This window comes from Mesorhizobium sp. 113-3-3 (assembly GCF_016756495.1).
Taxonomy (GTDB): Bacteria; Pseudomonadota; Alphaproteobacteria; order Rhizobiales; family Rhizobiaceae; genus Mesorhizobium.
Genome location: NZ_AP023243.1, coordinates 125232 through 149450 on the forward strand (window position 1 = coordinate 125232; position 24219 = coordinate 149450).

The window sequence follows — 24219 nt, forward strand, 5'->3', positions numbered from 1 at the left end:
CGCTCTATAGTCTTATTCGGCCTTGTCAACGCCGTCGAAGCGGTGAATGCCGAGCGGATCCATCTTGAAACCGCTGACATTGTTGCGCACGACCGCATAGACTTGGCTATGGACCAGCAGGAAGGCGGGCGCCTCCTTGGCGAAGATCACCTGCGCCTGCTCATAGAGCTTGGTGCGTTCGGCCTGGTCGCTGGTCTTCTTGGCCTTCTGGATCAGATCCTCGAAGTCCTTGTCGCACCAGCTGGAGTAGTTCGACACGCCGATGGCCGAGCAGGCGAACAGGGTGGCGAAGAAGTTGTCCGGATCGCCATTGTCGCCGGTCCAGCCGATCTGGAACGCGCCGGGACGGTCCTTCTTCTTGCCTTCCGAGCGATACTTGGTCCACTCGTAGTTGACGATCTCCGCCTTGACGCCGACCTTGGCCCAGTCGGCCTGGATCAGTTCGGCGGCGCGCTGGAAGTTCGGATTGTAGGGACGAACGCGATCGGAAGCCCAGAGCTGGATTTCCTTCAGCCCGGCAGCCTCGAGCACCTTCTTGGCCGCATCCGGATTGTAGGCGTCGGTCTTCACATCCTTGTTCCACGACCACATGGTCGGCGGGATCAGGTTTTCGGCAGGCGTGGCGCCGGCATCCTGGAAGAGCGACTTGATCAGCGATTCCCGGTCGATCGCCTGGTTGAGCGCGTGGCGCACTTCAGGCTTGTCGAGCGGCGGGATGGTGGTGTTGTAGCTCATATAGCCGATGTTCAGGCCGGCCTGATCCATCAGGGTCACGTCCTTGTTGGCCTTGATGGAAGCGATGTCGGCCGGGTTCGGATAGGGCGCGATGTCGCATTCGCCGGCAAGCACTTTCTGAGTGCGGGCGGTGGCGTCGGGCGTAATGGCGAAGACGAGATCGTCGATCTTTTCCTTGCCCTTGAAGTAGTCGGGGTTGGCCGCATAGCGGATGACCGAATCCAGCTGGTAGTCGACGAACTGGAATGGGCCGGTGCCGATCGGCTTGGTCGAGAAGTCGGCCATCTTGCCGTCCTTCGCCAACTGGTCGGCATATTCCTTCGACACGATCGAGGCGAAGTCCATGCCAAGATTGGCCAGCATCGGCGCGTTCGGCTCGGTCAGCGTCAGCTTGACGGTCAGGTCGTCGACCTTCTCCCACTTGGCGACATATTTCGGCATGTCCATGCCGGTGTAATAGTCCCAGGTCAGGTTCGGCAAATACTTGTCGCCGTTCCAGGGGTTTTCCTTGTTGAACTGGCGGTCGAAGGAGAAGATGACGTCGTCGGCGTTGAGGTCACGCGTCGGCTTGAAATAGTCGGTGGTCTGGAACTTCACGCCCGGATGCAGGTGGAAGGTGTAGACCAGGCCGTCGTCGGAGATTTCCCACTTGTCCGCAAGGCCGGGCTCGACCTCGGTGCCGCCATGCTTGAACTCGACCAGGCGCGAATAGACGGTACGCGACGAGGCATCGAAGTCGTTGCCGCCGGTCGTGGTACCCGGATCAAAATTGGCAGGCGATGCTTCCGAGCAATAGACGAGCGTCTTTGCATTGGCCATGCCGCCCAGGACGCTTGCGGCCAGCAACGCGGCCGCAAAAGCGAGTTTCTTTTTCATTGAGCACTCCCTGATGTTCTTCCAAGCCCCTCTATCAGGCTCGCGAAGCGCGCATATAAGCACCGTTTTTCCGGCTTTGGAACACCCCGTTTGCTTACCCCGCGGGAAGCAGGAAAAAAATCCGCCATTTTGCTAAACGGCAGAAAAAATTAGCAGTTTTTTCCATTCACGAGATTATTAACGACCGCATTTTTTTATTGATCCGGCATCTGGCGACATGGACGCCGCGCCTGCCTTCACCCGGTCATCGATGCGGAAACATGCCGGTTTCAAGTGTCGCCGGCGGGAAAGATTTTCGACGGCAAATCTTTCGGCGCCTTGCCGCAGGGGCAAGACTTGCACCACCGCCGATAGAGGCAATACATAGATGGATATGCTGGCGGCACGGAGGACGTCTCTGTCAATTCGGAGGCGGGCGCGGCATGGGCGACCAGAACGGGCGAACAGGAATTGCTAGGGAGGAACGGGTGGCAAAAGCATCAAAGGCGCCGGTGAAAGCGTCGGCAAAGGCAGTCTCGAAACCAGCCGCCGCCGACGGGCAAGGCAAAGCTGGCGCCAAGGCCGCGACCGCCGGGACACGCGCAAAGTCTGCCAAGACGGCACCGGCGGCAAAGGCGGCCACCGCCAAGGCGGTTGCGAAGCCGGCAACGAAAGCCGCCCCGGCAAAGACCTCCGTGACGAAGACCTCTGCGACGAAGACTCCGGCGAAGGCTGCTCCGGCAAAGACTTCTCCCGTAAAGACCTCTCCCGCAAAGACCTCTCCCGCAAAGACTGGGGCAACGAAGGCCGCATCGCCGGCGAAGGCAGCGCCGACAACGAAACCGGCGACGGCTGCCAACAAGCGGTTGCCGAAGGCACTCACGGAACTTGCCGCCGGCCTGCCCGAGAAGCCGTGGCTCAAGAGCTATCCAAAAAATGTTGCGGCCGAGATCGGTGCGTTGCCCTACAGTTCGATCGGCGATTTCCTGGTCGCCGCCTGCAAGCAGTTCTCCGCCCAGCCGGCCTTCACCTGCATGGACAAATCGATCAGCTACGCCGATGTCGAGCAGTTGTCGGCGGCCTTTGGTGCCTATCTGCAATCGAAGGGGCTGCAAAAGGGCGCGCGCGTCGCCGTGATGATGCCCAACGTCCTGCAATATCCGGTGGCGATGATGGGCATCCTGCGCGCCGGCTATGTCGTGGTGAACATCAATCCGCTCTACACGCCGCGCGAGCTGGAGCACCAGCTCAAGGATTCCGGCGCGCAAGCCATCGTCATCCTGGAAAATTTCGCCAGCACCTTGCAGGCGGTCATCGCCAGGACCGCGGTCAAGCATGTCGTGGTGGCGGCCATGGGCGACATGCTCGGCCTCAAGGGCACGATCGTCAACTTCGTCGTACGCCGCGTGAAGAAGATGGTGCCGGCATGGTCGCTGCCCGGGCATGTCAAGTTCAATGCGGCGATGAAGGCCGGCGCCGGCCTTGGCTTCAAGCCGGCCAAGGTTGCAGCCGACGATGTCGCCTTCCTGCAATATACGGGCGGCACCACGGGTGTGTCGAAGGGCGCCACGCTGCTGCACAGCAATGTGCTCTCCAATGTCGTGCAGAATGCGCAGTGGATGGAGGACGCCTATACGATCAAGCCGAAACCCGCGCACCCGAACTTCATCTGCGCGTTGCCGCTCTATCATATCTTCGCGCTGACGGTGAACGCGCTGATGGGCATGCAGCAAGGCGCCCGCAACGTGCTCATTCCCAACCCGCGCGATATTCCAGGCTTCGTCAAGGAACTGGCGAAGTATCCGGTCCACATCTTTCCCGGCCTCAACACGCTGTTCAACGCGCTGCTCAACAACGAGGACTTCCGCAAGCTCGACTTCAAGCCGCTGGTGCTGACGCTGGGCGGCGGCATGGCGGTGCAGAAGGGCGTCGCCGAACGCTGGAAGGCGTTGACCGGCTGCCCTGTCACCGAAGGCTACGGCCTCTCGGAAACATCCCCGGTGGCGACGGCCAACAAGTTCAGCTCCGGCGAGTTCACCGGCACGATCGGCCTGCCGCTGCCTTCGACGGAAATCGCCATCCGCGACGACGACGGCAACAATCTGCCGCTGGGCGAGGTCGGCGAAATCTGTATCCGGGGACCGCAGGTGATGGCGGGCTACTGGAACCGGCCCGACGAGACCGCCAAGGTGATGACCAAGGACGGCTACTTCAAGTCAGGCGACATGGGCTTCATGGATGAGCGCGGCTACACCAAGATCGTCGACCGCAAGAAGGATATGATCCTGGTCTCGGGCTTCAACGTCTATCCGAACGAGCTCGAGGAGGTCGTGGCGATGCATCCGGGCGTTCTCGAAGTGGCGGCGATCGGCGTGCCGGACGAGCATTCGGGCGAAGTGCCGAAGCTGTTCATCGTCAAGAAGGATCCAGCCCTGACCGTGGAAGCCATCACCGCTTTCTGCCGCGAGAACCTGACCGGCTACAAGCGGCCCAAATACATCGAGTTCAGGACCGAATTGCCGAAGACGCCGGTCGGCAAGATCCTGCGGCGGGCGCTGCGCGCCTAGTGAAGGATCATCCCTTCGGCGACGAGGCGCCGGGCAGCCCGCGCCTCGACCCGACGGGCTTCATCAAGGCGAACATGCGCCTTGTGCCGGTGCCCGCGCTTGCCGAAATCCGGCTTTACACAGCCCACCCAGGCAGCGGGCTGAGGCGCCTCGTCGACCCTGAAGACGATGCTGACGCGGACGACGACGCGCCCGAACCGCAGCCGCCCTACTGGGCCTATGCCTGGGCCGGCGGCGCCGTGCTGGCACGCCACATCCTCGATCATCCAAAGATGGTGGCGGGCCGCCGCGTGCTCGACCTTGGTGCTGGTTCAGGCATCGTCGGCATCGCCGCCGCGAAGGCCGGCGCAAGCCAGGTGACTGCTGCCGAGATCGACCGCAACGGTGTGGCCGCGATCGGCCTCAACGCGGCGGCGAACGGCGTCGCCATCAACATTGTCGACAAGGACATCACCACGGGTCCGCCGCCGCCGGTCGACCTCGTGTTTGCCGGCGACGTGTTCTACAGCCGCGAGGTTGCCCTGCGGGTTATCCCGTTCCTCGATCGCTGCCTGGCAGCCGGCATCGAGGTGCTGGTCGGCGATCCCCGACGCCACGACCTGCCGCTGTCCCGGCTGCGGCTGCTTGCGGAATATCCGGTGCCGGATTTCGGCGACGCGAAAGGCGCCGCACTGAAGCCGAGCGGCGTGTTTCGTTTCGAGGCTGATACGGAACCCGCGCCGGCGGGAGCGATCAAACCGTCTCCTTGACCCGTGCCGACAGGAAATCCGGCAGGTCGGCAACCGAATCGAGAACGACGTCGGCAATGCCGGCCAGCGATTCACGCGTGCCGGTGCCGGAGAGCACGCCCACCGCCAGGCCGCAGCCGCCGGCGCGCGCCATTTCGAGATCGTGGCGGTTGTCGCCGACCATGGCGATCTCCGCCGGCTTCAGGCCCGTAAGGTCGCAAAAGGCCTGGATGGTGTCGGGCGCGGGTTTGGGGTTGGCCACCGCGTCATAGCCATAGGCGGCGTCGAACAGTTGGGCGACGCCCAGCGTGACCAAGGTCTTTTCCGCGCCGCTGGTGGAATCGTTGGTGGCGACGCCAAGCCGGTAGGATCGCTTGTGCAGTGTTGCCAGCGTGTCGACGATGCCCGGCAGCGCCACCGCCATCGCCGAGCCCTGCACCGAGGTGATCTCGTTGAAGCGGGCGACGGCCAGCATCTGGTCTTCGTCGGACAGGCGCGGGAACCACAGTTCGACGACATCCATGTTGGTGCCCGAGGCAAAGATCGAATCGGGCTTGAAGCGGCGGTTGGCGAAATCGAAGCCGGCGGCCGCCAGCAGCCTGTCGGCCTTCCAGCGATCGCCGTCGGCAGCGTCCATGGCCATGAAGTCGGCAACGCCGAGCCAGGTGGCGTTGAAGTCGACAAGTGTCCCGTCCTTGTCGAACAATATGCCTTTGATGTCTGCCAAATCAGTCACTCCGAACCACGCAATTGGTGGATGCGTTCCACAAGGCCCCTGGTCGAGGCGTCCCGGTTTGCGGCGCTTTCCTTGCCTTCCACGACAGGCAGCAGGCCGGTCGCCAGTTCCTTGCCGAGCTCGACGCCCCACTGGTCGAAGGAATTGATGTTGAACAGCGTGCCCTCGACGAAGACGCGGTGCTCGTAGAGCGCGATCAGCCGGCCGAAAGTGCGCGGGTCGAGCTTGCGATAGAGGATGGTCAGCGAAGGGCGGTTGCCGGAGAAGACACGGTGCGGCGCTATTTTGTCGACATCGGCCGGCTTCATGCCCTTGGCCAGCATCTGCGCGCGCGCCTCGTCCAGCGTGCGGCCCTTCATCAGTGCTTCCGACTGCGCCAGGCAATTGGCGAGCAGCAAATCATGCTGATGCTTGAGCTCCGGCTCATGGCCGACGGCCGCGGCGAGAAATTCGACCGGGATGAGGTCGGTGCCCTGGTGCAGAAGCTGGAAGAAGGCGTGCTGGCCATTGGTGCCCGGCTCGCCCCAGACCAGCGGCCCGGTCGGCGTCGCCACGGGCGTGCCGTCAAGGGTGACGCCCTTGCCGTTCGATTCCATGTCGAGCTGCTGCAGATAGGCCGGCAGCCGGGACAGGCGCTGGTCATAGGGGATGACCGCGCGGGCCGGATAGCCGCAGATCACGCGATGCCACCAGCCGACCAGCCCCAGAAGCACCGGCAGGTTCGCGGTGAGCGGCGCGGTGCGGAAATGCTCGTCCATCTCATGGGCGCCATCGAGGAAGGCGCGGAAATTCCTTGGACCGATGGCGATCATGACCGGCAGGCCGATCGCGCCCCAGACCGAATAGCGGCCGCCGACCCAGTCCCAGAAACCGAAGACGCGGTCCTGCTCGATGCCGAACTTGGCCACAAGGTCGAGCGCCGTCGAGACGGCGGCGAAATGCTTGCCGACCGCCTGCTTGCCGAGCGCCTTCTGCACCCAGTCGCGCGCCGTCTGCGCGTTGGTCATCGTCTCGACCGTGGTGAAGGTCTTGGAGGCGATGATGAACAGCGTGGTTTCCGCCGACAGGCCCTTCAGCGTGTCATGGATATGGGCGCCGTCGATGTTGGAGACATAATGCGCGCGCGGCCCGTCATGATAGGGCGCCAGCGCCAGCGTCGCCATGGCCGGGCCGAGGTCGGAGCCGCCAATGCCGATGTTGACGATATCGGTGATCTTCTTTCCGGTGGCGCCTGGCGCCTTGCCGGAGCGGATGGCATCGGCGAAGGCGCCCATCGCGTCGAGCACGGAAAGGACGTCGGCCTTGACGTCCTGGCCATCGACCGTGACGCCCTTGCCGCTGAGATTGCGCAGCGCCGTGTGCAGCACGGCGCGGTCCTCGGTGATGTTGATCTTCTTGCCGGCGAACATGGCGGCGCGCCGCCCTTCGAGATCAGCGGCGCCGGCGAGCTTTTCCAGCAAATCCATGGTGGTTGCGTCAACGGCGCATTTCGACCAGTCGAGCAAAAGGTCGCCGTCGCTGGCGGAGAATGTCTGGAAACGCCGTGGATCGGCGGCGAAGGCCTGGCGCATGCTGCCAGGTGCCGCGGCGCGATGATCGCGCAAGGCGGCAAGCTGTTTCTGGAAGGCTGACTTATCCACTGGCGGGAGGCTCCTGGCGTTTTTCGACGTACTTTATCAGACCGGATGTTTCCGGCGCGTGTCGTCGCGACAAACCTATTGAGCCGAATTCCGTGCGGTCAATACGCGGCGATGCCGCATCGCATCACGATGCGATGACACAATGTGTCACTCCGGGCGGCGACGGAGCCCGATTTCGGTCGAAGGATCACTGGCATAAATCCCAAAGATCAGAAAAATTGATTGGCGCAACCCCTTGTGCCACCCATACACTCGACTGGTCCAGCCAAATGAAAATTGCTGGCCATCCGAGGAAGATCTCCCATGCCACAGCGCAACGACACGGCCATATGGTCCGGCCTGTTCCGGATTTCGGCCGAATCCGGCCAAACCCTGCAGGCGCAGATCCGCCAGGCCATCGTGGCCGCCATTCTCGACCGACAGATCGCCGCTTCGATGCCGCTTCCCTCCTGCCGCATCCTGGCCGAAAAGCTTGGCGTCGCACGCGGGACGGTGGTTCTGGCCTTCCAGCAGCTCGTCGACCAGGGTTTCCTGGTGGCGCGCGAGCGGCGCGGCCATTTCGTCAATCCCGACGTGCTGGCAACACCGGCCAAGCCGCACCAGAAGGCGCCCGACCAGGCCAATGAGATCGACTGGAAGGCACGCCGGCAGATCGCCGCCAGCGACATGCCGCCGCCGGCCAAGCACGAGAACTGGATCAAGTCGTCCTATCCCTTCGTCTACGGCCAGTTCGATCCTGCGCTGTTCCCGACCGCCGAGTGGCGCGAATGCAACCGCATGGCGCTCGCGGTGCTCGAAATCCGCAACTGGGCGTCCGACATGGTCGATCGCGACGATCCGCTGCTGATCGAGCAGATCCAGGCGCGGCTTTTGCCGCGGCGTGGCATCTTCGCCAATCCGGACGAAATCATCGTCACGCTTGGCGCCCAGAACGCGCTCTATATGCTGGCTTCGCTGCTGATGACCAAGGGCTCGAAGGTGGCAATGGAGGATCCGGGCTACCCCGACGCACGCTCGATCTTCCGGCTTGCCGGCGCCGACATCCAGCCGGTGCCGGTCGACCAGTCCGGCATCGTAACCTCTTCTATCCCCAATGATTCCGGCTTCGTCTTTGTCACGCCCAGCCATCATTGCCCGACCATGGTGCCGTTGTCGGCCGAGCGGCGGCAGGATCTTCTGGCGCGCGCCAACCGGCACAATCAGATCATCATCGAGGACGGCTATGACAGCCAGCTTCTCGACGAGGCGCCGCAGCAGGCGCTGAAGAGCCTCGACCGTTCCGGCCGTGTCGTCTATGTCGGCTCGATGTCGAAGACGCTGGCTCCCGGCCTGCGGCTTGGCTACATCGTGGCCTCCGCTGGACTAATCTCGGAACTCAGGGCGCTGCGCCGCTTCATGCTGCGTCATCCGCCGGCCAACAACCAGCGCGCCGTGGCGCTCTTCCTGTCGCTCGGCCATCACGAGGCCCTGGTGCGGCGCCTGTCGAGCGCCTTCGATGAGCGGCGCAAGCGTCTGGTCCATGCGATTTCCGCTTTCCTGCCGGAGTGGCGCTCGACGGATTCGGCCGGCGGCACATCGCTCTGGCTCGAGGGGCCGCGCGGCACCGATTCCCGCGGTTTGGCCGAGGCCGCCGCCTCGCGTAGCGTGATCATCGAGCCGGGAGACCGCTTCTTCGACCGCACCGAAAAGCCTTCGCGTTTCATGCGCCTGGGCATTTCCTCGATCGCGCTGCAGCATATCGAGCCCGGCATCCGGGAACTCGCCACCGCGGCCGGCCGCAGACCGGCAGCCGCCTGATCCACCTACCCGATCCTTTGAACGGAGCCGCCCAATCGCGGCTCCGTTTCCTTTAGCGCTGGCATATGCAACCAGACCGGCTGGCTCATAGTCTGTGCCAATGCCGGCGGCATAGTCGTGGCACAAAGGGGAAGAAGCAGCCGATGGTGGACCAACCGCCGCCCTGTTTCCGAGAAAAGTGGAGTGCCTCCATGTCAGTGGTTCTTGAAAAGCAGGAAGCAGCAGTGGATCAGCGCTCGCGCCGCTCCGGTGGACGCGAAGCGCGCCGTGCCATGCGGGCAGCGCCGCTCGCCGACGACATCAGGCCGGTGCGCGCCGGCCTCGAGGGCGGCAGCTACGGACCGTTGCGCGGCAACGACCAGGAGCGAATCCACGAGGCGGTGCTGACGCTGCTGGAAACGGTCGGCTTCGCCAATGCCATACCCTCCTGCATCGAGGCGCTGACCAAGGCCGGCGCCACCTATGGCGATGACGGCCGCATCCGCTTCCCGCGCGCGCTGGTGCTCGACACCATCAAGAAGGCCGCACGCAATTTCACCCTGCACGGCCAGGACCCGAAACACGATATGGTGATCCAGGGCAAGCGCGTGCATTACGGCACGGCCGGTGCGGCCGTGCATCTGGTCGATGTCGAGAAGCGTGAATATCGCGAATCGCTGTTGCAGGACATCTATGACGCCGCCCGCATCGTCGAGGGGCTCGACAACATCCATTTCTTCCAGCGGCCGATGGTGCCGCGCGACATTCCCGATCCGCTCGAGATGGACTTCAACACGCTCTACGCCTGCGTGATGGGCACGTCGAAGCATGTCGGCACCTCGTTCACGGTGCGCGAGAACGTGCAGCCGGCGCTGGAAATGCTCTATGCCATTGCCGGCGGCGAGGAGAATTTCCGCGCCCGGCCATTCGTGTCGAACTCCAACTGCTTCGTCGTGCCGCCGATGAAATTCGCCGAGGACGCCTGCGGCGTGCTCGAGGCCTGCGTCGAGGGCGGCATCCCGATCCTGCTTTTGTCGGCCGGACAGGCCGGCGCGACCGCGCCGGCGGCGATTGCCGGCGCCGTGGTGCAGGCCGTGGCCGAAGTGCTGGCCGGCCTGGTCTATGTCAATGCCATCAAGCCGGGACATCCGGCGATCTTCGGCACCTGGCCATTCGTGTCGGATCTGCGGACCGGCGCCATGTCGGGCGGCTCGGCCGAACAGGCGGTGCTGACCGCGGCCTGCGCGCAGATGGCGCAGTTCTACGATCTGCCGGGCGGTTCGGCCGCCGGCATGACGGATTCGAAACTGCCCGACATCCAGTCCGGCTACGAAAAAGGCATCACCGACGTGATGGCCGGCCTGGCCGGGCTCAACCTCGTTTATGAATCGGCCGGCATGCATGCTTCGCTGCTCGGCTTCTGCCTGGAAAGCCTGATCATCGACAATGACATGCTTGGCCATTGCCTGCGCTGCGTGCGCGGCATCGAGGTGACCGACGAGGCGCTGTCGATCGACACCATCGCCGAAGTCTGCCTGAACGGGCCGGGCCACTATCTCGGCAACGAGCAGACTCTGCGGCTGATGCAAACCGAGTATTTCTACCCGGCCGTCGGCGACCGGTTTTCGCCGAAGGAATGGAACGAGAAAGGCCGGCCCGACATCCTGCAGCGCGCGATCATCGAGAAGAAGCGCATCCTTGCCGAACGCTTCCCGCGCCATGTCGCAAAACTTCTCGACGACAAATTGCGCGCCCGCTTCGGCGACATGATCAAGCTGCCGCGCGCCAATATGGGCGGGTAGCGCCTCGCCTTACAAAAGTCAGTCCGCGCTAAGCCCGTAACGCTCGACGACCTCGGCGCTGATAAGCTTGGCGTGCAGAGCCATCAAGACGATCTGCGCGTCGAAACTGTCACCGTCTTCCACCGCGGTCTCGATCCGGCGTTCGACGTCCTGACGCTGCTGTGGGCCTTGCGCGCTTTCGAAGGTTTCCGGACCGGCAATGCAATAGCTGAACAGCCGCGCCACGTCCGGATAAGCCGCCGCGGGCGGCTCGTCGGGCCAGCGATCCTTCATCAGATTGACGATTGTGAGTTTCACGCCCTCCGGCACGAGGGCGGGATGCAGGTCGGCGCCGCGCAAGGCGGCATCAAGTTGCCGCAGATCGCCCGAGCGTCCGAACATGCCGAGGAAGCCGAGGGAAGAGCGTCGTTGCGCCATAATGTTCCAATCCGTTTCCAACCACTTAAGCGGTAGGCAAGCGGAATACAAAGGCAGGCGAAGATCTAGCCACCAACCGCCAGCAGCAAGACACCGGCAAGGGCCGATCCGGCAAGGGTCGGCAGCATGCCGATCTTGAGCTTCAGGATGGCGATCATCGCGGCCAGGGAAAGCAACGCCGCACGCCAGTCGATCGAGGAAAGCACCGGCACATTCATGCCGAGGCTCACTGCGTGCACCTCGCGGAAAACGACGTGCAAGGCAAACCACAAAGCGAGATTCATGATGACGCCGACAACAGCGGCGGTGATCGCGCCGAGCGCGGCCGACAAGGCCCTGTTGCCGCGCAGGGCCTCGATATAGGGCGCGCCGAGGAATATCCAGAAGAAGCACGGCGTGAAGGTCACCCACAGGGTCAGCAGCGATCCGAGCGATCCGGCGAGCAACGGGTTGAGTGACCCGGCGTGACGGAAAGCGGCGATGAAGCCGACAAACTGCAACACCAGGATGAGCGGGCCGGGCGTGGTCTCGGCAAGCCCGAGACCATCGACCATTTCACCGGGAGCCAGCCAGCCGAAGGACTGGACGGCTGCCTGCGCGACATAGGCCAGCACCGCATAGGCGCCGCCGAAGGTGACGACCGCCATCAGGCTGAAGAACCGGCCGATCTCGGTCCACACACTGGCGGAGCCGGTGAACCACCAGATCAGCAGAACCGGTCCGAGCCAGATCGGCAGCCAGATCGCGACGGTGCGCGGCGCATGCCATCTGGTCGGTTTGACATGGGTCAGTTCGCCGCGCTCGAACATCAGGTCGACCGCTCCCTTGACGTCGGCAATCTCGTCCTTGCCATGCGCGGAGCCGGAAAACAGGCCCGGAGCGACGCGGTCCCCCAGCCATCCCGTCAGGCCGGCGAGCAGGATGATCAACGGAAACGGCACATTCAATGCATAGATGGCGATGAAGGCCGCGACCGCGATCAGCACCATTGCCTGGTTTTTCAGGGCGCGCCGCCCGATGCGGATCACCGCCTCGATGACGATGGCAAGCACCGCCGCCTTCACTCCGAGGAAAAGCGCCTCGACGAGCGGCATGTCGCCATAGACGACGTAGAGGCTGCTCAGGATCAGCATGACGAGCGCGCCGGGCAGGACGAACAGGATGCCGGCGACAAGGCCGCCGACGGTCCTGTGCAGCAGCCAGCCGATATAGATGGCGAGTTGCTGGGCCTCCGGGCCAGGCAAAAGCATGCAATAGTTCAACGCATGCAGGAAACGCTGTTCGCCGATCCAGCGCCGTTCCTCGACCAGTTCCCTGTGCATCAGGGCGATCTGCCCGGCCGGCCCGCCGAAGCTGAGCAGTCCGATCTTCGCCCAGACCTTCACGGCTTCGGCAAAGGTCGGCGCCGCCGGCGCCTCGACGTTCCCCGATTTGTGTGCAGGCGAAACGGCGCTCATGACGGTTTCCCCACGCTGGGCCAATTGTGTGTCTCCTCGGTGGCGTCGCGGCACCAGCGGAAGAATGCATCGTAGAGCAGCATGCCTGCTTCCAGCTGTTCCAGGTCGTCGCGAAACATCCGCGACAGGCCAAGCGAGGCCGCCAGGAAGCCGGCGGCCTGGGGCACCAGATCGAGATTTGCGGTGTCGGCCGCGCGCACGATCGCGGCAAGGCGATCGAGCGCTGTGGATTCCAGCCCGAACTCCTCCATCATCGCGTCGAAGGTGCAGCGCTCGCCGCGATGGCTCCAGAACACTTTGTCGATGTCGAACGGCACGGCCTGAAAGCGATCGGCGACAGCGGGCACTTCGGCTGCCTCGACAAACAGGAAGACCGCATGAGGATCGACGAAACGCCGGATCAGCCACGGGCAAGCGATGCGGTCGACCTTCGGGCGCGCCCGCGTCACCCACACCGTGCGGCCCTTTTCATCGCGGGGCGGCAATTTTTCAGTGCGAACCAAGAGCCCACCTGCCTCGCGCCAAGCTTCGAAGCCGCCTTCCAGGGATTCGGCTGATATTCCCTCATGGCGCAGCCATGCGGCGACACCTTGCGAGAGTTTCAGGCCTTTCTGGCAGACGACCGCTACCGGCTTGCCGGCGAAATCGGGCGCCCAGGTCGAAACGGTTTTGAAATCGCGCCGGCATGAGGCCGGCAGCAGGCGAGGGTCGGCGCCGAAATCCTCATCGATGCGAACATCGATGATGGCCGGGGCTCCCGGCAGGCCGACCAGACGGGACAGTTGCGATACGGTGATAGCGGTTGTTGACGGCATGGCGTCCACCTCCTGATAGAGAAGCCTGGACGCGAACGTTGGGCTGACGCCTCACGGGGTCGTCGCGATGCACCCCTTGTGATGATCGTGGATTTGTTGCGCGCGCTTGTCAAGGACGATAGCCGGTCTCGACTGCCGCCAGAACGCTACACGCCAAACGAAAAAAGCGACTGGCGGTCCGATTGCACGGGCCGCCAGCCGCCGATCCAACATCAGTGATTGCCGCCAGGAATAATCGATGACTATCCCTTGGAATAATCAATGATTGTCCCGGGGCACGCCCCTGGTGTGCGCGACATCCTGGTATTTAACCGCCGGCTTCAGCACCATGCCCTGGTCGAACTGGTCAACCATGCCGCGCTGGATTTCCTGCCAGGGCGTCTGGTGCTGCGGATAGTGGTAGCCGCCATTGCCCTGCAGCGCCGCGCGCCGCTTGGCGATCTCGTCGTCGCTGACCAGGATGTTGGCGGTGCCCTTGTTCAGGTCGATGCGGACGCGGTCGCCTGTCTTGAGCAGCGCCAGCCCGCCGCCTATTGCCGCTTCCGGCGAGGCGTTCAGGATCGACGGCGAGCCCGACGTGCCCGACTGGCGGCCGTCACCGATACAGGCCAGCGCATGGATGCCCTTCTTGATGAGATAGGCCGGCGGCTGCATGTTGACGACCTCTGCACCGCCGGGATAACCGACCGGGCCGGCGCCGCGCATGAACAGGATGGTGTGTTCGTCGATGCCTTGCGCCGGATCGTCGATGCGGGCGTGGTAATCCTCGGGCCCGTCGAAGACCATGGCGTTGCCTTCGAAAGCTTCCGGGTCCTTCGGGTTGGAGAGATAGCGCTCGCGGAATTCCGGCGAAATGCCGCTGGTCTTCATGATCGCCGAATCGAACAGATTGCCGCTGAGGTTGATGAAGCCGGCATTGACCTTCAGCGGCTTGTCGACGCTACGGATGACGTCGGCGTTTTCGACGACCGCCGCCTTGCAATTGTCGCCGATCGACTTGCCATTAACGGTCAGGGCATCCGGATGCGGCAGCAGCCCACCCTTCATCAGCTCGGCCACCACGGCCGGCACACCGCCGGCGTGATGGTAATCCTCGCCGAGATACTCGCCCGTGGGCTGCAGGTTGACGATGAGCGGCACTTTGAGGCCGATCTCCTGCCAGTCGTCATTGTCGAGCGGCACGCCGAGATGGCGGGCAATGGCGTTGAGATGGATCGGAGCGTTGGTCGAGCCGCCGATCGCCGAATTGACGACGATGGCGTTCTCGAAGGCCTTGCGCGTCATGATGTCGGAGGGCTTCAAGTCCTCATGCACCATGTCGACGATGCGCTTGCCGGTCTCGTAGGCGATCTGCCCGCGTTCGCGGTAAGGGGCGGGAATGGCGGCGGAGCCCGGAAGCTGCATGCCGAGCGCCTCGGCCAGTGAATTCATCGTGGTGGCGGTGCCCATCGTGTTGCAGTAGCCGGTGGAGGGCGCCGAGGAGGCAACGATGTCCATGAACTCGTCATAGTCGATCTCGCCGGCCGACAGGCGCTGGCGCGATTCCCAGACGATGGTGCCGGAGCCGGTGCGCTTGCCCTTGTGCCAGCCGTTGAGCATCGGGCCGACCGACAGCGCGATGGCCGGAATGTTGACGGTGGCCGCCGCCATCAGCAGCGCCGGCGTCGTCTTGTCGCAACCGATGGTCAGCACGACGCCGTCGAGCGGATAACCATAGAGCACCTCGACGAGGCCGAGATAGGCCAGGTTGCGGTCGAGTGCCGCGGTCGGGCGCTTGCCGGTCTCCTGGATCGGATGGCACGGAAATTCGAAAGGTATGCCGCCCATCGAGACGATGCCTTCGCGCACACGCTTGGCGAGCTCGATATGGTGGCGGTTGCACGGCGACAGATCCGAGCCGGTCTGGGCGATGCCGATCAGCGGCTTGCCCGACATCAGTTCGGCACGCGTCAGCCCGTAATTCAGGTAGCGCTCGAGATAGAGCGCCGTCATGCCGGGATTGTCAGGGTTGTCGAACCACTCCTGCGAGCGGAATTTTTTCTTCTTGGTGGGGGCGCCGGCCATCACGGTCTCCGTATTTGTATGACAAATCGATATGACAACGCGTCAATGCAAGCAAGGGGCACGCGCGTTCCCAACCCGCACTTTGGTGCGATAGACACAACAGCGCCCCTGCGCTAGGGCTTCGTACCATTGTTTCCGGGAGGTTCTTGATGGCTTTGGTGATCGAAGGCGAGGAACGCATTGCCGCACCCCTGCAAAAAGTCTGGGAAGCACTGAACGATCCCGAGGTTTTGAAGGCGACCATTCCCGGATGCCAGAGCCTGGACATGAAGTCGCCGACCGAGATGGCGGCCACCGTGGTGGTGAAAATCGGCCCGATCAAGGCGACCTTCAACGGCGAGGTGACGCTGAAAAACCTCAAGCCGCCGCATTCCTACACCATCCACGGCGAAGGCAAAGGCGGCATTGCCGGCTTTGCCAAGGGTGGCGCCGATGTGACGCTGACCGAGGATGGAGCGGATGCCACGATCCTGAAATACGCGGCCAAGGCCGAAGTTGGCGGCAAGATCGCCCAGCTCGGCAGCCGGCTGATCGAGTCGACCTCGAAGAAACTGGCCGGACAGTTCTTTTCCAGCTTCGGCGAGAAGGTCGGCGGCTGACCGTTGCGCTGCGGGTTCACTCGAAGACGATGCTCGGCACCGCCGCTTCGGCCGCGCCGCGCTCTTCATTGACCCTGTCCCAGACCTTGGCGGCGATGTCGCGATAGGTTTTGGCCTCCGCGCTATCGGGCTTCGAGACAACCACAGGCGCCCCGGCATCCGAGCTTTCGCGGATGCCCATTTCGAGCGGCACTTCGCCGAGGAAGGTCACGCCGAGGCGTTCGGCCTCGCGACGCGCGCCGCCATGGCCGAAAATGTCGTAGCGCTTGCCGGTGTCGGGCGCGATGAAATAGCTCATGTTCTCCACGATGCCGAGCAGCGGCACGTCGACCTTCTTGAACATGTTCAGCCCCTTGCGGGCGTCGATCAGCGCCAGGTCCTGCGGCGTCGAGACGATGACGGCGCCGGCCAGCGGCACCTGCTGGGCCATGGTCAGCTGCGCGTCGCCGGTGCCGGGCGGCATGTCGACGACGAGCACGTCGAGCCGGCCCCATTCGACCTCGCGCAGCATCTGCGTCAGCGCCGACATCACCATCGGCCCGCGCCAGATCATCGGCGTCTCCTCATCGACGAGGAAGCCCATCGACATCACCTTGAGGCCGTAATTCTCCATCGGCTTCAGGATCTTGCCGTCGACCGTCTGCGGCCGGCCGTGAATGTTGAGGAGCTTCGGCATGGACGGGCCGTAGATGTCGGCATCAAGCACGCCGACCCTCAAGCCATTGGCGGCAAGGCCCAGCGCCAGATTGACGGCGGTGGTCGACTTGCCGACGCCGCCCTTGCCCGAGGCAACCGCAATGATCGCCTCGATGCCTGGGACGCCGCGCTTGCCCGAGCTGTGCGAGGCCGGCGCCTGCGGCGCGGGACGCTGCGGAGCCGCCGGCGGTGCCGGCCTGGGCGCGGCGCGCGCCGGGACCGGCGCCTCCATGCCGCCGCCCTTTTTCTCCGCCGTCAGCGCCACGACGGCACCGGCGACGCCGGGAATTGATTTCACCACCCGTTCTGCGGCGGCGCGCAGCGGTTCCATTTCCTGCGCCCTGGCGGCGGGAACAGTGATCGAGAAGAACACTTTCGAATCGGCGATGAAAATTTCCGAAACCATCCCGAGGTCGACGATGTTGCCGGTGAAGTCCGGCCCATTGACCGTCTTCAGGCGCTCGGTGACGATTTCCTTGGTGACGGTCATGATCTTTCCTCGGCGTTTTGCGATCCAGATAGTGCAGTTTCCAACGAGAACCAAGCCGTGACGCAAAGGCTTAGCCAGCGTGCCACGGAAAACGACCGATGCTGTCGGATTTTGCCTGATGACACTTCCTGCCGGCAATTGCCGATGGCCAAACGGGCAGCGCGCCCTATTTCGGTTGCCTGAGCGAGACAAGACAATCCGGGAAGGAGACGGTCATGCTTCAAAACAGCAACGCAACGGCCAATCTCGCCGTCAAGGACCTGGCGAGGGCCAAGGCATTCTATGAGGGCACGCTAGGCCTCAAGCAGGTCGACGACATGGGCGGCGAACTCATTGTCTACAAAAGCGGTGCCACGCTGATCAATGTCTATCACTCGCAATTTGCCGGAACCAACAAGGCGACGGCACTGACCTTTACGGTTGGCGACCAGATCGGCGATGTCGTCAAATCGCTGAAATCGAAGGGCGTGGCCTTCGAACATTATGAGATGCCCGGCCTGACGCTCGAAGGCGACGTCCATGTCGGCGACGGCATGAAGGTCGCCTGGTTCAAGGACCCCGACGGCAATATCCTGAACCTCGTCGACAAATAGGCTTCGGCGCTTCGGGTCAGCCTGCCAGGTTTGTGACGAAATAGGTGAGAGCCGAGATCGCCGCCGTCGCCGGCAAGGTGACGACCCAGGCGATGACGATGTTGCCGGCGATGCCCCAGCGCACCGCCGAGACGCGGCGGGCGGCGCCGACGCCGATGATGGCGCCGGTAATCGTATGCGTGGTCGATACGGGAACGCCAAGCCACGTGGCGGCGAACAACGTTATGGCGCCGCCGGTTTCGGCGCAGAAGCCCTGCATCGGATTGAGCCGGGTGATCTTCGACCCCATTGTGTGCACGATCCGCCAGCCGCCGAACAGCGTGCCGAGCGCCAGCGCCGACTGGCAGGTCAGAACGACCCAGAGCGGCACGTAGAATTTCTCGCCGAGCATGCCTTGCGAATAGAGCAGCACGGCGATGATGCCCATGGTCTTCTGGGCATCGTTGCCGCCATGGCCCAGCGAATAGAGCGAGGCGGAAAAGAACTGCAGGACGCGAAACGTGTTGTCGACGGCGAACGGCGTCTGGCGCACGAACAGCCACGAAACCACGAGGACCAGGACGAGCGCCAGGACAAAACCGGTCGCCGGCGACAGCACGATCGCGGCGACCGTCTTGCCAAGTCCCGACCAGACGATGGCGCCGACGCCTCCCTTTGCAACGCCGGCGCCGACCAGCCCGCCGATCAGCGCGTGCGAACTGCTCGAGGGGATGCCGGCGATCCAGGTGACGATGTTCCAGACGATGGCGCCGACCAGGGCCGAGAAGATCACTGCCGGCGTGACGATGCTGACGTCGACGATGCCCTTTCCAACGGTCTCGGCGACATGCAGGCCGAAGAACATGAAGGCGATGAAGTTGAAGAAGGCCGCCCACAGCACTGCATATTGCGGCCGGAGCACGCGGGTGGAGACGATGGTGGCGATGGAATTGGCCGCATCGTGCAGACCATTGAGAAAATCGAAGAACAGCGCGACGGCGACGAGGCCGGCCAACAGGGGAAAAGCGATCGCGACGTCCATCGACTAGACGTTCTCGATGACGATGCCGCTGATCTCGTTGGCGACGTCCTCGAAACGGTCGACCACCTTCTCCAGCTGGCCATAGATTTCGCTGCCGATGAGATAGGCCATCGCGTCACCGCGGCCATGGCGCCTGAACAGGTCCTTCAGGCCCTGCTCGTGCAAATCGTCGGCACGGCCTTCGGCGCGCATCACCTCCTCGGCGAGGGCGTTGAGGCGTGCGCTGTTGGCGCCGACCTTGGCGAGCAGCGGGATCGCTTCCGCGACCAAGCGGGCGGCGTCGACGATGACGGCACCCATTTCCTGCATCAGCGGATCGAACTCCCTCTTCTCGAACAGCCTCACCGTCTTGACGGTCTTGTGCATCATGTCGATGGCGTCATCCATCGACTGGATCAGATCCTTGATGTCGCCGCGATCGAAAGGCGTGATGAAAGAGCGCCGTACGGCAAGCAGGACTTCCGCCGTGATATGATCGGCCTCGTCCTCGAGATCGACGATCTTCTGGCACCAGCGATCGATGTCCTTGCCCTGAAGCAGCAGCTGCAGCGCTTCCGCGCCGCCGACCACCGTACGGGAATGCCGCTCGAAGAGCTCGAAGAAACGATCCTCGCGTGGCAGCAGCTTGCGGAACCAGCCCAGCATTGTCGACCTCCCAGTTTCATCCACATAGCGCCGCATCGCGCCGCAGGGAACAGTAAGCCGGCTCAAATATGTGGATTGAGCACCGGGGCCGTCGGAGCCCGATCACTCGAAGGCGAGTTCCAGACGCCTTTCGGCCTGGGCGACGACCCGGCATTTCGTCTCGAACCGATCCGCCCTGATGGCCAGCACGAACTGGCCGGGAATGCCGGCGATGTTCGAAACGTCGATGGTGGCACCATCCTCGCCAATGCTGCGAACCGTGCAGTCGATGGTCGACATGCGGGCGTTGAAGACGATCTGCCCGGCCTTCAGCACCCTGCGCCGCGGCCGTACCTGATCGCCCTGGGAGGAATTCCAGGCCGAGGTCCGATTGCGGCCGGCTTGCTTCGAGCGGTACATGGCGGCGTCGGCGCGTTCGATCAGTTCCTGCAGGCCGCTGGTCGCCGGGTCGAGCGAGGCAATTCCGAAGCTCGCGGTGACCTGCATTTCATGTACGCCGTGCGTGATCCGCATGGCCTCGATGGTGCCACGCAGCCGCTCGGCGGATTCAAGCGCACCGTTGCGGCCGGTGTAGAGAAGCACCGCGAATTCCTCACCTCCGACGCGTCCGAATATGTCGACGTCCCGCAGGGTTGCACTGCATTGCCGGGCCACACCACTCAGGACCTTGTCGCCCGCGGCATGGCCGAAATTGTCGTTGACCGATTTGAAATGGTCGACATCAAACGCAATGCAGGAGAAATCGAAGCGCTGACGCTGCGCCAGCGCGAATGCCTTGTTGCCCTGGTCGATGAAGGCCCGCCGCGACAGCACGCCGGTCAGCGCATCACTGGAGGCGTGCTGGCGCAGTTCCAGCTCGTCCATGGCAAGATCGGCGAAATCCTGCAGGATTGCGATATCGCGGTCGCTGAATTCGCGCGGCGTGTAGCCGATCGCGCAGACACTGCCGATGTTGTGGCCGTCGCGGCTTCGCAAGGGCACGCCCGCGTAGAAGCGGATATGAGGATCGTTCCTGACCATGGGATTGTCGGCGAAACGGGGATCCTTGGTCGCGTCGGTGACGATCAGCGGCTCCTCGCTAAGGATCGTGTACTGGCAGAATGTCGCCTTGCGTTCGACTTCATTGACCGCCAGGCCCTCGCAGGCCTTGTACCATTGGCGGTGCCCGTCAATGACCGAGACGATGGCGATCGGGACATCGAAGACCGTCTTGATCAATCGCGTGATCCGGTCGAACGACGCTTCGCGCGGCGTGTCCAGAACATCGAAGCGCTCGACGGCCCTGAGCCGTGCTGCCTCGCGCAGGTCAGCGACGGAAGGCGCCGGCATTTCCGAATGCTCCTGGAGCATGCGAACCACCTGTCTTCGGCGCCCCTGCCGCACCGACCATGATGGCGAACCAAATATTATCAATTGGTTATTGCTTGCTGTCGCCATTCGCCGCCGCATGCGCGATGATCTATCAACGGCTCCGCCGCGCGATTTCGCGCGGCGACGCAAAAAGGCTCCGGCATGATCGACAAACTCGAATTCTTCATCGCATTGGCCAAGGAAGAGCATTTCGGCCGGGCGGCGGAAGCATGCGGCGTCACCCAGCCGACCCTGTCGGCCGGCATCAAGCAACTGGAGGGGCAGCTCGGCGTCATGCTGGTCAACCGCGGGTCGCGGTTCCAGGGGCTGACGCCGGAAGGCAAGCAGGTGCTGGTCTGGGCGCGCCGCATCGTGGGCGATTCAAGGACCATGCGCGAGGAGATGCGCGCGGCGCGCCACGGTCTTTCCGGACGCATCCGCATCGCCGCCATCCCGACGGCACTCGCCATGGTGGCGCGGCTGACGACGCCGTTTCGCGAAAAGCATCCGGGCGTCACCTTCTCGGTGCTGTCGCGCACTTCCATCGAGGTCTTGTCGCTGCTCGGCAATTTCGACATCGACGCCGGCATCACCTATCTCGACAACGAGCCGCTCGGGCGGGTGACCAGCGTGCCGCTGTATGACGAGCGCTATCAGCTCATCACGGCGGTAGGAAACCCCTATTCCGACCGCGACAAAGTGACATGGGCCGAGATCAGCCGGTTGCCGCTGTGCCTGCTGACGCCGGACATGCAGAACCGCCGCATCATCGACCAGCATCTGGCCGAGGCCGGCGTGCAGGTGCGGCCGACGCTGGAATCCAACTCGATGATCGTGCTGTTCTCGCACATACGCACCGGCAAATGGTCGTCGATCATGCCGCTCAACCTCGCGGAAACATTCGGCTTTTCCGAACCGATCCGGGCCATCCCGATCGTCGAGCCCGACGCCAGCCACACGGTTGGCCTTGTGGCCGCGCCGCGCGAGCCGCACACGCCGCTGGTGCAGGCGCTGCTGGACGAGGCAATGGCGCTGGCAGACGATTTCCGCAACCACCGCTAGGGTAGAGAATGGCGGCTGAGCGTGCTTGATAGAAAATTTCTATCAAGCGACGGATCAGCTTTATTGATTTCGCTGGTTTCCTCTGTTTTTGTAACGACTTAGCGCTAGAACGCTACCGACCAGGGAGGGCGCTGCATGACGATGCAGCCTGCAAGTACCGAGATCGCATCGCGCACGGCGGCGATTATCCAGGAGATGAAGGGCCTCGAAGGCCCGTTGCTGCCGATCCTGCACGAGATCCAGGAAGAGTTCGGCCACGTGCCGCAGGCGGCACTGCCGGTCATCGCGGATGGGCTTAACCTCTCCAGGGCCGAGGTGCACGGCGTCGTCACCTTCTACCATGATTTCCGTGCCCGTCCGGCCGGGCGGCATGTGCTCAAGCTCTGCCAGGCGGAAGCCTGCCAGTCGATGGGCTCGGATGCCGTAGCCGCCAAGATCAAGCAGTTGCTGGGCATCGGTTTCCATGAGACCACCCGCGACGGATCGGTTACACTCGAGCCGGTCTATTGCCTCGGGCTTTGCGCCTGTTCGCCGTCGGCGATGCTGGACGGCGAGGTGATCGGGCGGCTCGATGACGAGAAGATCGACGAGATCCTTGCCGAGGTGCGCTCATGATCCCCCGCATCTACATTCCCGGCGATTCCGGCGCGCTGGCGCTCGGCGCCGAAAAGGTGGCCAAGGCTGTTCGCGCGGAACTCGCCGAACGCGGCATCGAAGCCAAGATCGTGCGCAACGGCTCGCGCGGCGCCTATTTCCTCGAGCCCATGGTCGAAGTGGCGACTGCCAACGGCCGCGTCGCCTACGGACCGGTGAAGCCCTCCGACGTGAAGAGCCTGTTCGACAGCGGCTTCCTCACCGGCGGCCACCACAAGCGCTGGCTCGGTGCGCCCGACAAGATCCCGTTCCTGGCCAAGCAGACGCGGCTGACCTTTGCCCGCTGCGGCATCAACGACCCGCTTTCGCTCGACGCCTACAAATCGCTTGGCGGGCTCAAGGGCTTGCAGAACGCCGTGGCCATGGCGCCGGCCGACATCGTCAAGCAGGTTACGGACTCGGGCCTGCGCGGCCGCGGCGGCGCCGGCTTCCCGACCGGCATCAAGTGGAAGACGGTGCTGGATACGACGTCCGAGCGCAAATACATCGTCTGCAACGCCGACGAGGGCGACAGCGCGACCTTCGCCGACCGCATGATCATGGAAGGCGACCCCTTCGTGCTGATCGAAGGCATGGCGATCGCCGGCATCGCCACCGGGGCGACCAAGGGCTTCGTCTATATCCGCTCGGAATATCCGCATGCGGTGGCGACAATGAACAAGGCCGTCGAAATCGCCCGCAGGGCCGGCGTGCTCGGCGTCAATGTGCTGGGTTCGCCCAACGCCTTCGACATGGAAATCCGCGTCGGCGCCGGCGCCTATGTCTGCGGCGAGGAAACCTCGCTGCTGAACAGCCTGGAAGGCAAGCGCGGCGTGGTGCGCGCCAAGCCGCCGCTGCCGGCGATCCAGGGCCTGTTCGGCAAGCCGACGGTGATCAACAACGTCATCAGCCTGGCCTCCGTGCCTATCATCATGGACAAGGGTGCGGCCTTCTACAAGGATTTCGGCATGGGCCGCTCGCGCGGCACGATCCCGATCCAGATCGCCGGCAATGTCAGGAATGGCGGCCTGTTCGAGACCGCCTTCGGCCTGACGCTGGGTGAAATCGTCGATGATATCGGCGGCGGCACGGCCACCGGCCGTCCGGTGAAGGCGGTGCAGGTCGGCGGTCCGCTTGGCGCCTATTTCCCGCGCGGACTGTTCGACACGCCGTTCGACTACGAAGAATTCGCCAAGCGTGACGGGCTGATCGGCCATGCCGGCATCACCGTGTTCGACGACACGGCCGACATGCTGAAGCAGGCGCGCTTTGCCATGGAATTCTGTGCCATCGAAAGCTGCGGCAAGTGCACGCCATGCCGCATCGGCTCGACGCGCGGCATCGAGACCATCGACAGGCTCGCCGCCGGCATCGAGCCGGAAAAGAACCTCGCTCTGGTCACCGACCTCTGCAACACGATGAAGTTCGGTTCGCTGTGCGCGCTGGGCGGCTTCACGCCGTACCCGGTGATGAGCTCGATCACGCATTTCCCCGAAGATTTCAAGCCCGCGCCGGCGCGCGTGGCTGCTGAATAGGAG

Annotated in this window: 20 protein-coding genes; 9 read left to right on the top strand and 11 right to left on the bottom strand. The window is 63.6% G+C overall.

Annotation, left to right across the window (positions count from 1 at the left end):
- Positions 1-12: 12 nt before the first annotated feature.
- On the bottom strand, positions 13-1611 hold the full coding sequence (locus JG746_RS00600) for an ABC transporter substrate-binding protein (RefSeq protein WP_202356417.1): 1599 nt from the start codon (positions 1609-1611) through the stop codon (positions 13-15).
- Positions 1612-2078: 467 nt separating this feature from the next.
- Between JG746_RS00600 and JG746_RS00605 the strand changes: the two genes are divergently transcribed.
- Together JG746_RS00605 and JG746_RS00610 are read left to right on the top strand one after the other, a co-directional pair.
- Entirely contained in the window at positions 2079-4157 is a 2079-nt protein-coding gene (locus JG746_RS00605; protein ID WP_202356418.1) for a long-chain fatty acid--CoA ligase, read from the top strand.
- A gap of 74 nt (positions 4158-4231) precedes the next feature.
- Positions 4232-4906 carry a class I SAM-dependent methyltransferase gene (locus JG746_RS00610; RefSeq protein ID WP_202359219.1) on the top strand — a complete coding sequence of 225 codons (675 nt, stop codon included), beginning with the start codon at positions 4232-4234 and terminating at the stop codon, positions 4904-4906.
- On the opposite strand, the gene JG746_RS00615 is transcribed toward JG746_RS00610, so the two are convergent.
- Positions 4890-5612, bottom strand: a complete 723-nt coding sequence (locus tag JG746_RS00615) for an HAD family hydrolase (protein WP_202356419.1) — start codon at positions 5610-5612, stop codon at positions 4890-4892. The two genes, JG746_RS00610 and JG746_RS00615, sit on opposite strands and share 17 nt — an antisense overlap.
- Before the next feature lie 5 nt (positions 5613-5617).
- Positions 5618-7261, bottom strand: a complete 1644-nt coding sequence (pgi, locus tag JG746_RS00620) for a glucose-6-phosphate isomerase (protein WP_202356420.1) — start codon at positions 7259-7261, stop codon at positions 5618-5620.
- A gap of 303 nt (positions 7262-7564) precedes the next feature.
- On the opposite strand from pgi, the gene pdxR reads away from it, so the two are divergent.
- Together pdxR and JG746_RS00630 are read left to right on the top strand one after the other, a co-directional pair.
- The gene (gene pdxR, locus JG746_RS00625; protein WP_010913204.1) at positions 7565-9058 is read left to right on the top strand and encodes a MocR-like pyridoxine biosynthesis transcription factor PdxR; all 1494 of its coding nucleotides are present in this window, start codon (positions 7565-7567) and stop codon (positions 9056-9058) included.
- 191 nt (positions 9059-9249) lie between these two features.
- Positions 9250-10839: a trimethylamine methyltransferase family protein gene (locus tag JG746_RS00630; RefSeq protein ID WP_202356421.1), complete on the top strand. Its 1590-nt coding sequence runs from the start codon at positions 9250-9252 to the stop codon at positions 10837-10839.
- Positions 10840-10857: 18 nt separating this feature from the next.
- On the opposite strand, the gene JG746_RS00635 is transcribed toward JG746_RS00630, so the two are convergent.
- The 4 genes from JG746_RS00635 to JG746_RS00650 all read right to left on the bottom strand — a co-directional run bounded on the left by JG746_RS00635 (position 10858) and on the right by JG746_RS00650 (position 15592).
- Positions 10858-11256, bottom strand: coding sequence for a hypothetical protein (locus JG746_RS00635; protein WP_202356422.1), 399 nt, complete (start codon positions 11254-11256; stop codon positions 10858-10860).
- A 65-nt stretch (positions 11257-11321) separates the two neighbouring features.
- On the bottom strand, positions 11322-12713 hold the full coding sequence (gene chrA, locus JG746_RS00640; RefSeq protein ID WP_202356423.1) for a chromate efflux transporter: 1392 nt from the start codon (positions 12711-12713) through the stop codon (positions 11322-11324).
- Positions 12710-13528 (bottom strand): chromate resistance protein ChrB domain-containing protein, encoded by an 819-nt coding sequence (locus tag JG746_RS00645; RefSeq protein WP_202356424.1) that lies wholly within the window; start codon positions 13526-13528, stop codon positions 12710-12712. The genes chrA and JG746_RS00645 overlap by 4 nt, the downstream gene beginning before the upstream one ends.
- A 258-nt stretch (positions 13529-13786) precedes the next feature.
- Positions 13787-15592 carry an IlvD/Edd family dehydratase gene (locus JG746_RS00650; RefSeq protein ID WP_202356425.1) on the bottom strand — a complete coding sequence of 602 codons (1806 nt, stop codon included), beginning with the start codon at positions 15590-15592 and terminating at the stop codon, positions 13787-13789.
- Between the two features lie 149 nt (positions 15593-15741).
- Between JG746_RS00650 and JG746_RS00655 the strand changes: the two genes are divergently transcribed.
- Positions 15742-16191 carry an SRPBCC family protein gene (locus JG746_RS00655; RefSeq protein ID WP_202356426.1) on the top strand — a complete coding sequence of 150 codons (450 nt, stop codon included), beginning with the start codon at positions 15742-15744 and terminating at the stop codon, positions 16189-16191.
- 16 nt (positions 16192-16207) lie between these two features.
- Here JG746_RS00655 and JG746_RS00660 read toward each other — a convergent pair whose 3' ends face one another.
- Entirely contained in the window at positions 16208-17377 is a 1170-nt protein-coding gene (locus tag JG746_RS00660) for an Mrp/NBP35 family ATP-binding protein (protein ID WP_202356427.1), read from the bottom strand.
- A 215-nt stretch (positions 17378-17592) separates the two neighbouring features.
- On the opposite strand from JG746_RS00660, the gene JG746_RS00665 reads away from it, so the two are divergent.
- Positions 17593-17970, top strand: a complete 378-nt coding sequence (locus tag JG746_RS00665) for a VOC family protein (protein WP_202356428.1) — start codon at positions 17593-17595, stop codon at positions 17968-17970.
- A 16-nt stretch (positions 17971-17986) separates the two neighbouring features.
- On the opposite strand, the gene JG746_RS00670 is transcribed toward JG746_RS00665, so the two are convergent.
- The 3 genes from JG746_RS00670 to JG746_RS00680 form a co-directional block, all read right to left on the bottom strand.
- Positions 17987-18991, bottom strand: coding sequence for an inorganic phosphate transporter (locus tag JG746_RS00670; RefSeq protein WP_202356429.1), 1005 nt, complete (start codon positions 18989-18991; stop codon positions 17987-17989).
- A gap of 3 nt (positions 18992-18994) precedes the next feature.
- Complete coding sequence (locus JG746_RS00675; RefSeq protein ID WP_202356430.1) at positions 18995-19636, bottom strand: DUF47 domain-containing protein; 642 nt, start codon at positions 19634-19636, stop codon at positions 18995-18997.
- Between the two features lie 102 nt (positions 19637-19738).
- The gene (locus JG746_RS00680; protein ID WP_244730625.1) at positions 19739-20965 is read right to left on the bottom strand and encodes a sensor domain-containing diguanylate cyclase; all 1227 of its coding nucleotides are present in this window, start codon (positions 20963-20965) and stop codon (positions 19739-19741) included.
- 183 nt (positions 20966-21148) lie between these two features.
- Between JG746_RS00680 and JG746_RS00685 the strand changes: the two genes are divergently transcribed.
- The 3 genes from JG746_RS00685 (at position 21149) to JG746_RS00695 (ending at position 24216) form a co-directional block, all read left to right on the top strand.
- On the top strand, positions 21149-22048 hold the full coding sequence (locus JG746_RS00685) for a LysR family transcriptional regulator (protein WP_202356432.1): 900 nt from the start codon (positions 21149-21151) through the stop codon (positions 22046-22048).
- A gap of 135 nt (positions 22049-22183) precedes the next feature.
- Positions 22184-22663 (top strand): formate dehydrogenase subunit gamma, encoded by a 480-nt coding sequence (locus JG746_RS00690; RefSeq protein WP_202356433.1) that lies wholly within the window; start codon positions 22184-22186, stop codon positions 22661-22663.
- Positions 22660-24216 (top strand): formate dehydrogenase beta subunit, encoded by a 1557-nt coding sequence (locus JG746_RS00695; protein ID WP_202356434.1) that lies wholly within the window; start codon positions 22660-22662, stop codon positions 24214-24216. The genes JG746_RS00690 and JG746_RS00695 overlap by 4 nt, the downstream gene beginning before the upstream one ends.
- The last annotated feature ends 3 nt before the right edge of the window (positions 24217-24219 follow it).

Coding starts and splice junctions, on each gene's coding strand:
- JG746_RS00660 (WP_202356427.1), bottom strand. CDS start 17,377: ATGACCGTCACCAAGGAAATCGTCACCGAGCGCCTGAAGACGGTCAAT.
- JG746_RS00635 (WP_202356422.1), bottom strand. CDS start 11,256: ATGGCGCAACGACGCTCTTCCCTCGGCTTCCTCGGCATGTTCGGACGC.
- JG746_RS00685 (WP_202356432.1), top strand. CDS start 21,149: ATGATCGACAAACTCGAATTCTTCATCGCATTGGCCAAGGAAGAGCAT.
- JG746_RS00630 (WP_202356421.1), top strand. CDS start 9,250: ATGTCAGTGGTTCTTGAAAAGCAGGAAGCAGCAGTGGATCAGCGCTCG.
- JG746_RS00670 (WP_202356429.1), bottom strand. CDS start 18,991: ATGGACGTCGCGATCGCTTTTCCCCTGTTGGCCGGCCTCGTCGCCGTC.
- JG746_RS00650 (WP_202356425.1), bottom strand. CDS start 15,592: ATGGCCGGCGCCCCCACCAAGAAGAAAAAATTCCGCTCGCAGGAGTGG.
- JG746_RS00690 (WP_202356433.1), top strand. CDS start 22,184: ATGACGATGCAGCCTGCAAGTACCGAGATCGCATCGCGCACGGCGGCG.
- JG746_RS00665 (WP_202356428.1), top strand. CDS start 17,593: ATGCTTCAAAACAGCAACGCAACGGCCAATCTCGCCGTCAAGGACCTG.
- pdxR (WP_010913204.1), top strand. CDS start 7,565: ATGCCACAGCGCAACGACACGGCCATATGGTCCGGCCTGTTCCGGATT.
- JG746_RS00680 (WP_244730625.1), bottom strand. CDS start 20,965: ATGCCGGCGCCTTCCGTCGCTGACCTGCGCGAGGCAGCACGGCTCAGG.
- chrA (WP_202356423.1), bottom strand. CDS start 12,713: ATGAGCGCCGTTTCGCCTGCACACAAATCGGGGAACGTCGAGGCGCCG.
- JG746_RS00655 (WP_202356426.1), top strand. CDS start 15,742: ATGGCTTTGGTGATCGAAGGCGAGGAACGCATTGCCGCACCCCTGCAA.
- JG746_RS00675 (WP_202356430.1), bottom strand. CDS start 19,636: ATGCTGGGCTGGTTCCGCAAGCTGCTGCCACGCGAGGATCGTTTCTTC.
- JG746_RS00610 (WP_202359219.1), top strand. CDS start 4,232: ATGCGCCTTGTGCCGGTGCCCGCGCTTGCCGAAATCCGGCTTTACACA.
- JG746_RS00600 (WP_202356417.1), bottom strand. CDS start 1,611: ATGAAAAAGAAACTCGCTTTTGCGGCCGCGTTGCTGGCCGCAAGCGTC.
- JG746_RS00695 (WP_202356434.1), top strand. CDS start 22,660: ATGATCCCCCGCATCTACATTCCCGGCGATTCCGGCGCGCTGGCGCTC.
- JG746_RS00645 (WP_202356424.1), bottom strand. CDS start 13,528: ATGCCGTCAACAACCGCTATCACCGTATCGCAACTGTCCCGTCTGGTC.